The organism is Candidatus Thermoplasmatota archaeon, from assembly GCA_038884455.1.
In the GTDB taxonomy this organism is placed as follows: Archaea; Thermoplasmatota; E2; order DHVEG-1; family DHVEG-1; genus JAWABU01.
Window position 1 is genome coordinate 1 of record JAWABU010000041.1, and the last position, 16,011, is coordinate 16,011.

Sequence of the window (16,011 nt, forward strand, 5' to 3'; positions counted from 1 at the left end):
CTGAAATCGGCGGTGAAATTGCGGTTCACATGGTTCGCAACTGTTGGATTAATCCTTTTCTTTGCGCGTCCCATCCAATGAAAAAATGAATGTTTCTTCCTTAATTATCTATTTCGGGATGAAGCCGCGATCTGAGTAAAATTTATATATAGCAGGTTATTTTTTCTTTTATATTGGGGGAAAAAGATGAAAAATAAAGTACTCGTTGTTGGGGCAATATGTTGTCTTTTGTTAGCTGGTTTGATCCCGAGAGTTGGTGCAGACAAAGAGATTTGTGTAAAAACTGAAAACACCAGAGACGTAGTATGGTCAGAGAATTTTGATAATTATACTACAGGAAGTGGACTACATGGACAAGGAGGTTGGTTTGGCTGGGGAAACAGCCCTCTTGCTGATGCACAAGTAACTGATGATCACGCAAGAAGTACACCAAACTCTGTTGAAATAAAAGAAAATGCAGATATGGTTCATACGTGGAATGATCTGAACCAGGGAAACATCACATTTACCACATGGGTCTTTGTCCCTGAGGATTTTGCCGGGCAGTCATACTTTATTTTACTAAGTGAATATAATGGGGATGCATCGTTTTGGTCAACGCAGATACGATTTGATAGCGAATACGGTGTTGTTGAATCTGAATATGAAGGAGAGCAGCTACCGTTGATTACTGGAAGCTGGGTTGAACTCCGTGTGGAGATCGATTTAGCTGCAGATATTCAAAAAGTATATTATAACGGAGCTCTCCTCACTGAGAAAAGTTGGACAGACGGCGTCAGTCAAGGTGGACCACGACAGCTTGGTGGTGTTGATCTATTTGCCGACGGATCGACACCAGTGTACTATGATGATATCACAATCGAAGCAGAGACGACTCCGCAGCCACAACCTGATTTAGAATTTGATGTTGCAATCGGCGGGATGAGCATCCAGACAGTACTCATGAACATTGGAGATGGAACAGCGACGAACGTCTCCTGGAGTATTAAACTTGATGGCGGGATCATTTTCCGCGGGAAAGAAACCACGGGAACACTAGGAGTGCTCCTTCCAGGTAGTGAACAGGTGTTGAAATCAAGTCGTATTCTTGGATTTGGAAAGACAACAGTCACCCTGAGTGCAACCTGTGATGAAGGGGATTCTACAGTCATGACTAGAAAAGGATTCATCTTCCTGTTTCTGATCTTCATAACAGAAGAATAAACACGTGTTAAAAAATACTATGTATTTCTCTTTTTGTTTATTCTTTTAAACGAAGATGAATTGCCTGGCGATGTACTTTATATCCTTGATGAATGAGATGCCAGTAGATTGCCTCTTCATAAAGTTCTCTGATTTGTTCTTCCACATTCTTATTCATGGTATCATACACCTCACTAGATACTCTATCTTTTTTGCTTAAAACGTGTTATTGGACAATTCATACCAAGGATCTATGACAAGTGGTACCAGAAAAAAACTTACGTACTTAAGGATAAAAAATAAGAAAAGAAAAAAGAAAAGGATCAGATTTAAGCTGCCTTTCCAATTTCATCGACGGCTTCAGGATTTGCAAGCGTTGAAATATCGCCTACTTCCTGACCGAGTGCCTTCGCTCGGATTACCCGACGCATGATTTTTCCGCTGCGTGTTTTTGGAACATCAGAAACAAACCAGATTTCATCGGGTTTCGCAATTTTACCAAGCTCTTTTGAAACATGTTCAGCAAGTTGCTTTCTCAGTTCTTCAGATGGAGTTACGCCTTTTTTCAAAACAACAAAAGAGGTGATTGATTCTCCTTTGAGTTCATGGGGTTTTCCAATCACTGCTGCCTCTGCAACCATCGGATGACTGACTAATGCTGATTCTACCTCTGAGTTGCCAATCCGATGACCTGATATCTTGAGAACATCATCTGCTCGTCCCTGTATCCAGAAGTATCCATCATCATCTTTTCTTGTAACATCTCCGGCAAGGTACACACCGTTAAATTTACTCCAGTACGTCTCTTTATACCGTTCTGGACCCTTATGAATACCTCGGAGCATGCCGGGCCACGGATGGGTAATGACGAGATTTCCGCCTGCGTTTTTCACTGGTTTTCCTTCCTCGTTGTACACATCGGTTGCAAGTCCTGGAAGTGCACGGGTTGCTGAACCAGGTTTCAACGGCGTTATCGGCAATGGTGAAATGACAAAATGACCTGTTTCAGTTTGCCACCAGGTATCCATGATTTGACAGCGTTCGCCTCCAATATGTTTGTAGTACCAGATCCATGCTTCAGGGTTAATTGGTTCTCCAACTGAGCCGAGAAGTCGCAGCGTACTTAGATTATGTTTTTTTACCCATTCCTCTCCAAATCGCATGAACAGACGAATACTCGTCGGTGAAGTATACAGAATGGTAACACCGTATTTTTCGATGATTTCCCACCATCGATCTGGTTGCGGCCAGTCGGGTGCCCCCTCATAGATAATCGAGGTTGCACCGAGAATAAGCGGTGCATATACAATATATGAATGACCTGTAATCCAGCCGACATCAGCGGCACACCAGTAAATATCCTCATCTTTGATGTCAAAAACCCATTTCAGAGTGTATCCTGTACCAACAGCGTATCCGCCATGAGCATGAATGATTCCTTTTGGTTTTCCGGTTGTACCTGAGGTATACAAGAAGAACAAGGGATCATTTGCATCAAGTTTTTCAGTGGGGCATTCATGGGACATGTTTTTCGTAATGTCATGCCACCAGAGATCACGTCCTTCGGTCCAATCTACCGGGTCATCGGTTCGTTTGTAGACAATGACATGTTTGACACTCGGTGTTTCTTTGAGTGCTTCATCGGTTTGTTTTTTCAAGGGTACTTTTTTACCCCGGCGCCAGAAACTATCACAGGTGATCACTGCTGCTGCTTCGCAATCATTCATCCGATCACGGAATGCAGTTGCACTAAACCCTGAGAACACCACGGAATGGATGATGCCAAGTTTTGCACAGGCAAGCATTGCGATGGGGAGCTCAGGAATCATGGGAAGATAGATACCAACGCGATCTCCTTTTTTCAACCCAAGTTTTTTTAATGCGTTTGCAAGTTTGTTAACCTCAATGGATAAGTCGTGGTAGGTTAATTTTCGAACGTCTCCTGGTTCGCCTTCAAAAATGTAGGCAACTTTATTTTTCCGCCAGCTATGAACATGTTTATCAACACAATCATGAACAATGTTGTACTGTGCGCCAACAAACCATTTTGCATAGGGGAGGTTCCATTCAATAAGTTTTTTGTACGGAGTATAGAATTCTACAATCTCTTTTGCGATTTCGCTCCAGAACCATTCCCAGTTTTCAGCTTTTTTATAGAGATCGTCAAGAGTTTTGATGCCGTGTTTGTCCATCCACTGCTTCACGTTGGTTTGATTTACAAATTCTTTCGAGGGTTTAAACACTCGTTTTTCATCTAAGAGTACTGAAACATTTTCAGGTGCCATATTTTTTTCAACCTCTCCCAGGTTTTAACCTGTGTTAGTATCGGTAGTTTTTCCTCTCTGAGCATATATAACCTACTCTGAATGGTTTGTACCCAGAGGTAGGAATGTGCCACTATACGATAACGGTTTAAGAAGTTTTGCATCGAGAAACTGCTTTTTCCCTCTGTTGATTGAATCAACGGCCAACAGACTCTTTTTTTATTATTTTTCTATCAACAACTAAATATAAATTAGAAAAGAAGTTTGAGATAGTCTCCCCACCAGAAAAAGATCTATCGTTTTTCTATTTACTAAGTGCTATCTCGATTGATGATACGTTTGATGTTCTTCCTTCTTCGTTGGTAATAGACTCGGTTCCGATGCGGATTTCTTTGACTTTTGCGTCGGGGACAAAGCGATTCCGTGTGATTTCTGCAGCATCAACTGCTCGGCTGATTGCTCGTCCGCGGGCTTTAATGATTACTTCATTTGACCCGCTGTTGAACTGTGTTACCACTGCGAGAACATAGCTCATTGGTGGTTTGTTTCCTATATATATCACGTTTTCTTCGCTTGTTTCTTTTGTCGTCATAATTGTTTTACCTCCCTGATTATTAGCTCAGTGATTGACAAGTCATCTATCAATGTCTTTGTTTATAAATATTTCGAATTTTTTCCTGGGTTTTACCCTTATTTGTGATAATCTTCTGGAGTTTAACGAGAACATCTGAGGGGTCTTTTCCAAGAATGCGAATCATTGGTTCTTTGCCGACAGCTCCTTTATCATAGATAATATCAGGTACCTGCCCAAGTTGTTGAACAACGAGGCGTGTCCCCCATTCCATCGTTGATGGAGTATCTGCAGGTTCTTCTTTTCGGTCAAAACATCCGACAGTAAAACCATGGTTACGGCAAGTGTCAATAAGGAGTGGTGAATATTTGATGTTCAGCGCAGAACGAACCGAGGGGTCACACGCAGATGCGGCAAGAACAATTGCAGCAACATGTTTGGATCCGCCAAAGCATAGTTCGCCACAGCACCATGGTGTAGTGTTTCGTTTGATAATCCGCCCAGACAACCCACAAACTTCATGGTGATGTTGTGCATGTGGTATTGCATAGACAAAGTTTATTCCTACCTCAGGAATGAGATCAACAGGTATGAGAAGTAACAGATCATCGAGTGCTTTTTTTAAGGTAATCCAGACTGTGATTTCTTCGTTGGTTACTGGTGGTTGCGTATGCATAGGTTGGAGGTGATGATTGAGAACATCAGAGCCTTTGCCTGGATGGTATCCTTGGTTGATCATGTTCCAGGTGATCCATTTAGCGTGACGTACTGCATCTGCTGGTTGTTTATTCATTGCAAGAAGTCCTGTAATTAATGCAGAGAGGGTGCACCCTGATCCATGTGCTTTTGTATTATGTATCATTGGCAAAGAATATTCATACGTGGTGGTACCGTCGAAAAAAACATCGGTTGCATTGTGCGACTGAAGATGTCCGCCTTTGATAAGTACCATATCTGGCCCGAATTGTTCAAGTGTTTGACATGATGTTCGCATATCTTCTATTGAGCGGATTTTGGTGTGTGTGAGTTTTTCTGCCTCTGGAATGTTTGCTGTGAGAAGACAGGAAATAGGGAGTAAATGTTTTTTTAGCGTGTCTGCAAAATCTGTTTGAGCAAGGTTATCACCGCTAGTTGCAACCATGACAGGATCAACAACTGGTCTGATTTTTTCTTGTTGCAGTTTTCGAGTAACACATGCAACGATTTCAGCATCATACAGCATCCCGGTTTTTACACACGTGACCGTGAAATCCTCAAAGATTCTATCAAGTTGTTGTTCAATGATATCAACCGGTATCTTATGGATGTGGGTTACCTTTTGTGTGTTTTGCGCGGTGACACAGGTAACAACAGTTGCACCATGGAGGCCAAGATATGAAAAGGATTTCAGATCTGCTTGGATGCCTGCCCCGCCTGATGGATCTGACCCTGCTATGCTGAGGACAACGTTTTTTCTCATATGAAAAAAAGGATAGATATGGGAGTGGTTTATATGTATTTTTCACCAAAGAAAAAAAATAGAATTGCACGCGTGATTAATTAGGTTTCTTTATGGTATGGGATGAGTTTGCCGTCGTCTTCCTCTTCAAATAACGGTATTTGCTTTGGTGCAGCTTTCGGTTGATGAAACGATACAGTTTTATGTAGTGCTTGGGTCATGGGTCATCCCTCCACATCGTGTTGGTGAATGAAGAGTTCCGTGGTCTTGGAATTTCTCACTGCACCAGGAGTAACAAGGTGGTTTGCAGTTGTGGAATCCCGAGCTCCTCTCCACGTCGTGAATGTAATATTGTCATGTATTCAAATACTTTATTGTCTGCAGTGCAAAAACATGATTCTTGCGGGTCAAAATGCTTGATAAAAAATCATAAGAAAAAGGGAAGGATTGCTGGTTCACTAGGAGGGATGGGATGCACTCGAAAACTACCAGCTCATTCCTTCCAAGCTCTCAAATTAACCATGGTTTTAATAATTTTTTTCGCAGCTATGATTTTAGCTAGTGATGCGTGTAGCTATGCAGTTAAACCGGTTTCACTACGAGCATTTCACTGAGATGAGTAAACCTGATAAAACCTCAGTTTACTTCTGGGTAAACCTTTTTTCTGGTTCGTTAGCTTTATATGTGGTTTTCATTTACCAGGACAACGGGGAAACCGCCTATTTTCTCCTAAGAATTACGGATGTATGATTGGTATGCATGAACTTCTCAAAGATACTCCAGGCATTCAAAAATTGTTACTTGGAAACGAAGCAATCACTCGAGGTGCATTAGAAGCTGGTGTGGATGTTGCAACAACATATCCCGGGACGCCATCGTCAGAAATCGCTGATACGTTTTCAAAGATAGCTCGTCAAGCGACCCATGAACAGATTGATCCTGGTTTTTATTTTGAATATTCGATTAACGAAAAAGTTGCCCTGGAGGTTGCTGCAGCTGCATCAGTCTGCGGGTTACGATCACTGACCTGTATGAAGCACGTTGGGTTGAATGTTGCTAGTGACACGTTCATGACGTATCTGTATGTCGGTTGCAAAGGTGGTCATATTATCGTATCAGCTGATGATCCGTATTGTCATTCATCGCAAAATGAGCAAGATAATCGATATTTTGCGTTGTTTGGAAGTGCACCGATGCTTGAACCTTCAACTCCTGATGAGGCAAAAGAAATGACGAGGATTGGTTTTGATCTTTCAGAGGAACTTCGTCTTCCGGTACTTATGCGGACGACGACACGACTCAATCATGCTCGAGGACCTGTACTTCTAAAACCTATGACCAAACCTCGACGGAAAGGTCGTTTTGAAAAAAATCCTCTACTCGTCACAGTTCCATCAACTGCACGTGCTCAACATCCTGTGTTGTTAGAAAAAATGGAGCGGGCGGAAAAAATCTCTGAAAAATCTCCTTTTAACAGTATTATCAAAATTGGTACGCCAAAAGATGTTGGCATTATCGCATCTGGTGTCTCAGTAACCTATGCTCATGAAGTCGCCAAGGTTATGAACCTTGATGTCTCATTGCTAAAACTCGGAATGACCCACCCGATTCCCCGGAAACTTTGTGAAAAGTTTTTGAACTCATGTTCCCAGGTTCTCGTGGTCGAAGAACTTGAACCAATTCTTGAAAACCAACTGAAAGCACTTGCCTATGATCTTGGATCTGATGTAAAGATTTTTGGAAAATCATCAGGACATTTCTCTCGGTTATACGAATATACCCCTGAGCTTGTAGCACAGGCATATGCAAAACTGTTCAAGATGAAATCACCGTATCCGAAACCAGTGCAGTCTACACTCAAACTACCGAGTCGACCGCCGTCGCTGTGCCCAGGATGCCCACATCGAGCAACCTACTATGCAGTACGAAAAGCTGCACCAAAAGAGACAGTATATCCGACCGATATCGGTTGCTATACGTTGGGAAAAGAAAAACCATTGGAAACCGCTGATTTGCTGTTTTGCATGGGGTCCAACGCTGGAACTGCTTCTGGTCTCGCAGTTGCAACCGATCAGAAAGTTGTATCATTTATGGGTGATTCGACATTTTTCCATTCAGGAATTCCTCCGATCATCAACGCAGTACATCATAACCATGACGTGGTAATTACCATCTTAGACAATCGAACAACGGCAATGACTGGTCATCAACCCCATCCTGGGACTGAGTTTGATGGGATGGGACGTCCAGCGAAAATGTTGCTCGTTGAAGATGTCGTTAAAGGTCTCGGAGTACAACACCTTGAAGTGGTGAATCCGAATAATATTAAAGCAACCACTGAAGCGTTCAAACGTGCTCTTGATTTTAAGGGGACAGCGGTTGTGGTGAGTAAATCACCCTGTATTCTTCTTGAACTGGAACGGAAGCGAAAAGCAGGTGAAAAAAAATCAGTTTATACCATCGATCAGAAAGAATGCAAGCGATGTAAGACGTGTATTGGGCGGTTCGGCTGTCCAGCACAGTTCTATGGAGAAGATGGCAGTGTCAACATTGATCCAACGCAGTGTAACGGATGTGGGAATTGTGCTGAAATCTGCCCGTTCCACGCGATTCATGTGGTGGGGGACTGATGACTATGTTAAAACAGACAAACATTGTGATCGCTGGTGTTGGTGGGCAGGGAGTGATTACTGCAGCAAACATCCTTGGAAAAGCAGCGGTAAAAACAAACACCTATATCATTGCATCTGAGATTCATGGGATGGCACAACGTGGCGGGACAGTCAACTGCATGGTTCGTATGGGCGATGTTGCAAGTCCGCTTGTACCAACTGGATGCGCTCATGTTATCCTTAGTTTAGAACCTATCGAAGCACTTCGGTATATTATGTATGCCAATAAGAAAACCCAGATTATAACTGATATCAATCCGGTTATCCCATTTACTGTTGCTGTTGGTGGTGAGCAGTACCCAAAACTCGAAGAGGTATGTGCGGAACTCAAACGATATGGAATTGTGTATACGGTTGACGCATTACATGTTGCTCGAGAAGCAGGGGCAGTGATTACAAAAAATATTGTAATGCTTGGTGCGCTTGCAGCATCAGAGGTGCTTCCGTTTTCATCTGATATTTTACTTGATACTATTTTAGAAGCAATTCCTGAGAAATATAAGGATGTGAACCGGAAGGCTTTTGAAGGTGGTATGAAGGCATATCATACATCAAAATATGAGCGGTGACCTCTGCTCTCACTGTATATTTCCTATGAAGCAGAACAGAAGTGTTCCGAGACGTTTTTCTGTTGTACATCCTGCAGTAATTGTAATTGTTGGTTTACCAAGTCCAAGAATCAAACCAGATTTGATCTGTGTTTCATGACCGGGATCAAGAGAAGAAATAGTCCCTTGTATATCTTTATTCATAAGAATAATGCCTCCTCGGAGTTGAATACTCCAGGGTATGTTTTCCTGAGCGGTTGTACCTATGTTTTTTACGGTTGCAGTAATTCCAAAACCACCCTTGATGTTGGTAATTTGGATCTCGCATGGTTTTTGAAGTATTGTTGCAGTTGTTGTATTCTGTGCAACTGTTCCGTGCTGGTCGGTTACTGTGAGTGTGATGGTATACCTCCCTTCAGTGTCGTATGAATGTATCGGGTTTTGTTCCTTTGATAATGTACCATCTCCAAAGTTCCAGGAGTAAGAATATGATGGTACTCCACCGGTTGCAGATCCAGTGAACTGGATGTTTTCATATATAAATCCAGTATATGGACCATGCGCATCTGCAACTAACTCATCAGGTTCTTGCTCAGGTTGAGGTGGATGCATTAGAGGATATCGATCTTGGTTATTTCGTCCAGGAACAGTGTAGGGTGTATCCCCGACACCGTCATTGTTTTCATCGATGCCAGTATAATCGCTCCAGTAGTTCCCATACGTTCCATCATCCCACTGAGTCGGTTCTGTGTCGTAGCTGTTGTCATCATTCATAAAAGTATTATGGTGAAGAGTGTTGTACGTACTTTGCATAGAGAGAGTGATACCCCGTCTGAGATTATTACTGATATTATTATATGAAAAGATGTTGTTGTTACTTCCGTGACTGACCCAAACACCATCGATAAAATTTGCAGTGATCTTGTTGTTCTTGAGAACATTATACGATGAACTCAGTAAAATGTACATACCGCCAGTATTGTAGGTAATGGTACAGTTTGTTAGTATATTATGGTTTGATGTTTGAAGAAATATTCCTTGATTTTGATTGAACGAAAGAGTATTGCGATTGATTGTATGGTTGCATGATTTTAAAAGATACAGTCCATGGCGAGTGCTATTGGTTATCGTATTATATGCTACTATGTTTCTATGTGAGTATAAGAGGCTAATGCCATCCCAATAACTCTTTGATATAACATTATTACAAATGTGATTATGCTGTGAGAGACGGCTATAGACACCGAAGCCATTGTTGAGAATAACATTGTTTTTTATATCACATTTGGTACTATTCCAGATTTCGATTCCTATTGATGTGTTTGATAGATTTTGATTCTTGACAGAAATATTCCGGCAGTTAATTAATACAACCTGACCCGCAGAATCTTTCATGTCGATGGTAACATTTTCTGTTCGTTCGAGATAGACCAGTGGTTTTTCATTAACGTAATTTGATTGGACGATGTTGTTTTCGGAATTAAGAACAGCAAGCCCATCATTTGTAAACGTATTAGAGCAAAGAGATATGTTACATGCGTTGGTGAGAACGACGCCATCGAGATTGTTGGTAAACTGATTTCCTGTAATTAGGATCTTGTTGGATTGGTCAATAGAAAGAGCAGTACCTTTATTTGCTGAAAAAAGATTGTTCGTGATCGAGTTATTATGGCTTCCTGCATTTATCATGAAACCAATTCCTGAGGTTCCTTGGTTAGCATATATCTGATTATGTGATATTGTATTGTTGGTGGATTCTGCTAGCCTGATGCCATAATTATTTTTCGTAATAGTATTTTGAGTTATGAGAGAGGTTGTTGTTTTGAATTCAAGAAGTATGCCGTTTTTTGTATGATTTGCGATAGTGTTGTATGTGATAATTGTTTGATGGCATGCTCTGAGATAAATACCATCTTCACAGTTAGATAGTATGCTATTATGTGATATCGTGTTGTTCATACTTCCAAAAATAAAGATATCTCGATAAATATTTGATGAGAATGTAGTATTGAGTATCTTGTTATGATCGGCAGAGTATTCTAACCAAATGCCGAATTGAGTGTTTGTGATACTAATATTTGATATGAGAAGATTCTTTGTTGAATATCCATATATCCCGCTGTTTGGCCACGCTGCTGCATTTTTAAGAGTTACATGTGAGATAGTTACTTCATTGCTTGCCACTGTGATGACATTTCCAAGATTCATGGCATCGATAACGGTTGTCTGCTCTCGTTCTCCCAAAATAGTAAGTGGTTTGGAAAGGATGATTCGTTCATAATAAATTCCATTTCTAATATATATAGAATCATAGGGTTGTGCCGCGTCAATTGCTTGCTGTATCGTTGGAAAATCATCTGGTACATACCAAACGTTTGTTGGGTTTGTTGGTGAAGTAAAACTATGATCTGAAATTGGTGTTCGAGCAAGACCTGGAGTTATTATAAATACTTGTACTAAAACAACAATAAAGAATTTATAGAAATTAGGTACATTGTTCATCATATAATCCCCCTAAGAATATAGTTATATCTGTGTTCTTAGGATATATTTATATTTTTTTATAAAATAATGATTATGAAAAAATAAGGTAGTTTTCTGGTGATGTATGTTGTACAAGTTCTCAGAAAAAATCATTGTGAAAAGTAGAAAGGTAGTAATAATTGATGGTTGATTGCATCGTGATAAGTTATGAAAGTATTAGTACTATACTACTCAAAAACAGGAAATACGAAGAAATTAGCTGATGCGATAGCTGATGGAGTTCGCCAGGTTGATAATATCATATGTGTTATAAAATCAACCGGTGAGGTGACCAAAGAAGATTTTATTTCTGCCGATGGAATCATCGCAGGATCACCGGTCTACTACGGTACAATGGCTTCAGAATTAAAAAGTGTGTTTGATCGGTTTGTCAGCATTCGGAACAAGATGCAAGATAAAATCGGGGCAGCCTTTGCAACCTCCGCTGACCAATCCGGTGGCAAAGAAACAACCTTACTCTCCATCATCCAGGCAATGCTGATTAACGGCATGATTATCGTGGGTGACCCACTTGATGCGTCAGGACATTACGGCGTGTCATGTACTGGAGCTCCTGACAAAGAAACCATTGAAAATGCACGTAAGCTTGGCAAACGGGTTGCCCTCTTGATCAAACAGTTAAAAAAATAAGAGAAAGGAAGTTTTTTAAGAGGATCAACCTTTGATTGCTGTCGACCACAATGATGAAAAACATCTCACACTAAGTGCTGCGTGGTGCTGAAAAATGGGCGATCTGAGTGGTCTTCAGGACTCAATAATCCTAGTGTTTGACGATTGTAGTAAACCAAGAAATGAAAAAGTATCATTTTGAAATTTTAACAGAAAATATTTATATATTTATATTTTAATAGTATAGCTTTATATTTTAATAGTATAACTACCAAACTTGCCTAAGAAAAACAAACATAAAGATATAAAAAGGAGAAAAAATATGAATAAACACACAAAAAAACTTGTCATAATAGCAGTAGTAGCAACCATACTTTCGACAATGGGACCAACAGCCATATCGACACCATCACCGACGGGCATTTCCAAATCATCAAGCCCCGTATCAACAAAACCTACTCCAGATGCCGTAAACCGAATGATCCTCTCTGCTCCCAACAACGTTACCGAGGGTCAAACCTTCTTGGTTTTTGTAACGACAGTATCTGGAAAACCTATTGAAAAAGCAGTGATAACTGTTGGGTGGAACAATCGTTCATATTATACAAATAGCAATGGTGTCGTTGAGTTGACTGCACCCTTAGTTGATAACACGACGACGTTCTTTATAAAGGCAAAAAAGCAGGGTTATAAAGATGCAGTAACCTACATTACCGTGAAAAACGTAGTGGTTTTCTTACCGTTAGAAATACATGCACCAGCACAAGTACAGGAAAACACCCAATTTTATGTCGTCATTACTTCTTTTGGGTTACCTGTCCCCTATGTTCACATATCGTACCAATACATGGATCTCTTAACTGATATGCATGGCAATATACACTCATGGCACCAAACGTCACCAGCAATACACTTGTAGACCTCTGCGCTTTCAAAGAAGGATACCAAAGCAACTGCACAACAATCCTTATCTGTGATGTACCATCAGGACCTACAATTGTTCATGTCGATGATGATTTTAATACTAACACCAGTGGCTGGGGATATGATCATTTTGCCTCCATTCAGCAGGGCATCAACGCTGTAGCAGAACAGGGAATCGTCTACGTACACAATGGAATATATTATGAAAATATTCAAATCCATAAAACAATATCTGTTCTTGGAGAAAGTCGTAGCGACACCATCATTGTCTATAATTCATACGGCTATGTCGTTTCAGTAATTGAAGATGACGTAACATTTGCACATTTCACACTACGAGATAATTTTGATGACAACGATTCCAATAGTACACCATATCAAGGTCTGTGTGTCCAATCAAGAGGTAGTAACATTTCTGATATTAGGATCATCGATACAAATATCGGAATCTGCATTCAATATTCAACAGCAAATACCATTTCAGATTGTATCATACAACAGAATAGTCAACAGGGGATTCTGATTACTCATTCCAGCCAAAATATTATCAAAAAAACCATCGTACAAGAAAACGGCATTGGAGTTTCAGCGATAAATTCAATCCAAAACTTACTGTATCACAACAATTTTATCGATAATGCTGCTCAAGCGAGGGACACAAGAAATAATACATGGGATAACGGATATCCCTCTGGCGGGAACTACTGGAGCGATTATACTGGTTCTGATTATTTTACAGGACCTCAGCAAAATATAAACGGCAGCGATGGCATCGGTGATGTACCGTATATAATTCCTGGTGGTTCTGGTACTGATCGCTATCCATTGATGCGTCCGTATGGACAAAATACATCAATAGTAGAAGTGACAAACCTGAATACTCATGAAAAATTTTCGTCAATACAAGCAGCAATTGATGATCCAGATACAATCGATGGGCATACAATTTTAGTTGGCATCGGAACGTTTTATGAAAATGTCATTATTACCAAATCGATTACCTTACAAGGAACAGCAGTGTACGACAGCATTATTGACGGACGAGGGATTGGCGATGTTGTATCCATTCTTGTAGATAATGTCATCGTTACCCACTTAACTATCAGAAACAGTGGCCCATTCCCGCTTTCCGGGGTTAATGTATGGAGCTCGAGAAACAATATTTCAACAAATATGATCACAGGAAATGGAAACGGAATTTATTGCTCGCATACCTCATTTACCGGTATTTACGACAACTTGATTACTAACAACGCTCTAGGTATTTTTTTAACCTATTCGTGGCATAATGTTATTTCACATAACATCCTGGAAGGAAATCGAGAATATGGACTTAACGTCATGGTGTCCAGCAATAGAAACAGCATCAGCAATAATATGATTCTTGGTAATCGAAATGCCGGAATATCTCTGTATAATGTTAGTATGAATGTCCTACAACAAAATATCGTTGCATGGAATGGAATAGGAGTACTCCAGTCATACTCCAACAGTAACCTTTTCTACCATAATAACTTCATTAATAATACTCGACAGGTTGGTGGCCATAATACTTCATATAATATCTGGGATCTCGGGTATCCAATCGGTGGAAATTACTGGAGTGATTACACCGGTATAGATGCAAACGGCGATGGCATCGGTGATACACCGTATTACATCTGTGAAGGAAACATTGATCATTATCCACTTATGACCGAATACATCCTTAGAAAGTAGATAATGGTTGGACCTCACCAGAAGAAAAGCTCCATCTCTCTTTTTTCTTTTTTTATTTATTTTTTGGTAATGTATTATTTGAGATACATTCGCTGTGATGGCATTTGCTGCTGTAACGAAGAGTAACGGCGGTGTTCTATTTTATGATAATGTAAAAAAGCAACAAAAATGCTTGTCGTGATATGGAAATTTCTCGAACATTTGCTGCAGAAATACTCAATTTGATAGTAATCTGACCGAAACCAAACAGTAAACCAGTACTCAATGTGAGTATGGCTTCTTCTCCTGGGTCAAGACGATCTAAAGTGTTGATGATGGTTTTATTGACTCTGCCGAAAATTCCTCCTGTTATCGATATTTTCCCAACGATATCCCAAGCGGTAACATTACCAATGTTTTTTATTTTCAAACTACCTGGTAGAAAAGAAAACAGTGGCGGTTCATAGTAGATTTCAAGGAATGTTTCTTCAAGTCCATAGGTTTTAAAACATCCATCCCCATCAGTAAATTCCTGCCAAGTTGCACCATCATTTATTGAAATAAATGCGCTACCGTTTGGATACAGATCGAATCCATGCCCTCCAATCCAGTAACAGTTGTCAGTCATGTTTGCTGTGTAGAGAACCAGATAATAAGGTTGTCCTGAAGTAACCCACAGATCAGGTAGATCGAATTCTATCCATGCAAAATTATGCACCAGAGGATCATAAACAGGAAATGCTGATGCGTCGAGCTTGACCGATGCCAGATTGCCCCCTGTGAGGGAATCACGGAGTGCAACAACACACGGTTGTGTCGCAGTACTGTTGCGTGCCATATATAGATAAGTTCTGGTCAATACTTCTCTCTGCGGTATGAAGGACTGTGCAAGTGAAATATTGATCTTGTTACCGGAAAGAACATATCGTCCAATAGGAACCTCGCCATCACATTCTGTCATTGATTGATCAAGATCATCTTCATAGGTTGTGATACGAGTGACGTCGGGTTGAGAAACCTTTGTTGTGGTTTGAAATGAAGCGCTAGCTTGAATTCCTAAAAAGACTAAACTAAGTACAATACTAAGTACTATACTATATAAGAGTATTTTTCTCATTATTCTTTCCCCCTTACACTCCCGTATATATTACTATACTAGCATATACTATATAAATTTTTGTGACAAAGAGTGGAAAAAACCTGTTTGAACTGCCTTTATGTCGCGTAAAAAGTGCTTTGTTATTTTTTTAAGTGTATTTTATTTTTCTTATATGCTCGTTTTTCTTTCAGGCAAGTTCTACATGTAAAATCAATTGTATCTGTCGAGGGATGAATAAAAATATCTTCGCTGTCCCAATCGTATTCGGTTTTACATTGATGACACAACACCTTCATTGCCACACTTTCTCCGTTCGTTGAATATTGCAACGACATTAGACCTCTTGCGAAATAGCAATTTTTAACCCCTAGCATATATATTCTACATCGGATGGGATGTAGAGATGCTGACCTATGAAAAATTATCAAGAAAGCCCGGGATGTTCCACACATTCACCGGGCT

At 40.2% G+C, this 16,011-nt stretch carries 12 protein-coding genes; 7 read left to right on the forward strand and 5 right to left on the reverse strand.

All coding sequences use genetic code 11. The features are described 5' to 3' along the window. The first annotated feature begins 186 nt into the window (after positions 1 to 186). Positions 187 to 1,203, forward strand: a complete 1,017-nt coding sequence (locus tag QXL17_07190) for a hypothetical protein (GenBank protein MEM4258915.1) — start codon at positions 187 to 189, stop codon at positions 1,201 to 1,203. Between the two features lie 308 nt (positions 1,204 to 1,511). Here QXL17_07190 and acs read toward each other — a convergent pair whose 3' ends face one another. The 3 genes from acs to thiD all read right to left on the reverse strand — a co-directional run bounded on the left by acs (position 1,512) and on the right by thiD (position 5,476). Then, positions 1,512 to 3,467, reverse strand: coding sequence for an acetate--CoA ligase (gene acs, locus QXL17_07195; GenBank protein ID MEM4258916.1), 1,956 nt, complete (start codon positions 3,465 to 3,467; stop codon positions 1,512 to 1,514). A 283-nt stretch (positions 3,468 to 3,750) separates the two neighbouring features. Continuing rightward, positions 3,751 to 4,038, reverse strand: a complete 288-nt coding sequence (gene albA, locus QXL17_07200) for a DNA-binding protein Alba (GenBank protein MEM4258917.1) — start codon at positions 4,036 to 4,038, stop codon at positions 3,751 to 3,753. A 49-nt stretch (positions 4,039 to 4,087) separates the two neighbouring features. Next, the gene (thiD, locus tag QXL17_07205) at positions 4,088 to 5,476 is read right to left on the reverse strand and encodes a bifunctional hydroxymethylpyrimidine kinase/phosphomethylpyrimidine kinase (GenBank protein MEM4258918.1); all 1,389 of its coding nucleotides are present in this window, start codon (positions 5,474 to 5,476) and stop codon (positions 4,088 to 4,090) included. Positions 5,477 to 5,922: 446 nt separating this feature from the next. Here thiD and QXL17_07210 point away from each other — a divergent pair, with 446 nt between their 5' ends. The 3 genes from QXL17_07210 to iorB all read left to right on the forward strand — a co-directional run bounded on the left by QXL17_07210 (position 5,923) and on the right by iorB (position 8,696). Then, complete coding sequence (locus tag QXL17_07210) at positions 5,923 to 6,069, forward strand: hypothetical protein (protein MEM4258919.1); 147 nt, start codon at positions 5,923 to 5,925, stop codon at positions 6,067 to 6,069. A gap of 141 nt (positions 6,070 to 6,210) precedes the next feature. After that, positions 6,211 to 8,085, forward strand: coding sequence for an indolepyruvate ferredoxin oxidoreductase subunit alpha (iorA, locus tag QXL17_07215; GenBank protein MEM4258920.1), 1,875 nt, complete (start codon positions 6,211 to 6,213; stop codon positions 8,083 to 8,085). Further along, on the forward strand, positions 8,085 to 8,696 hold the full coding sequence (gene iorB, locus QXL17_07220) for an indolepyruvate ferredoxin oxidoreductase subunit beta (GenBank protein ID MEM4258921.1): 612 nt from the start codon (positions 8,085 to 8,087) through the stop codon (positions 8,694 to 8,696). Before iorA ends, iorB begins: the two co-directional genes overlap by 1 nt. 9 nt (positions 8,697 to 8,705) lie before the next feature. Here iorB and QXL17_07225 read toward each other — a convergent pair whose 3' ends face one another. After that, entirely contained in the window at positions 8,706 to 11,180 is a 2,475-nt protein-coding gene (locus QXL17_07225) for a NosD domain-containing protein (protein MEM4258922.1), read from the reverse strand. A gap of 186 nt (positions 11,181 to 11,366) precedes the next feature. Between QXL17_07225 and QXL17_07230 the strand changes: the two genes are divergently transcribed. From QXL17_07230 to QXL17_07240, 3 genes are all read left to right on the forward strand, one after another. After that, positions 11,367 to 11,849 (forward strand): NAD(P)H-dependent oxidoreductase, encoded by a 483-nt coding sequence (locus QXL17_07230; protein ID MEM4258923.1) that lies wholly within the window; start codon positions 11,367 to 11,369, stop codon positions 11,847 to 11,849. 301 nt (positions 11,850 to 12,150) lie between these two features. Beyond that, positions 12,151 to 12,747: a hypothetical protein gene (locus QXL17_07235; GenBank protein ID MEM4258924.1), complete on the forward strand. Its 597-nt coding sequence runs from the start codon at positions 12,151 to 12,153 to the stop codon at positions 12,745 to 12,747. Then, a complete protein-coding gene (locus QXL17_07240; GenBank protein ID MEM4258925.1) occupies positions 12,714 to 14,471 on the forward strand; it encodes a NosD domain-containing protein in 1,758 nt (585 codons plus the stop codon). The genes QXL17_07235 and QXL17_07240 overlap by 34 nt, the downstream gene beginning before the upstream one ends. Before the next feature lie 136 nt (positions 14,472 to 14,607). Here the strand turns inward: QXL17_07240 and QXL17_07245 are convergent, their stop codons facing one another. Continuing rightward, positions 14,608 to 15,567 carry a hypothetical protein gene (locus QXL17_07245; protein ID MEM4258926.1) on the reverse strand — a complete coding sequence of 320 codons (960 nt, stop codon included), beginning with the start codon at positions 15,565 to 15,567 and terminating at the stop codon, positions 14,608 to 14,610. Positions 15,568 to 16,011 lie beyond the last annotated feature (444 nt).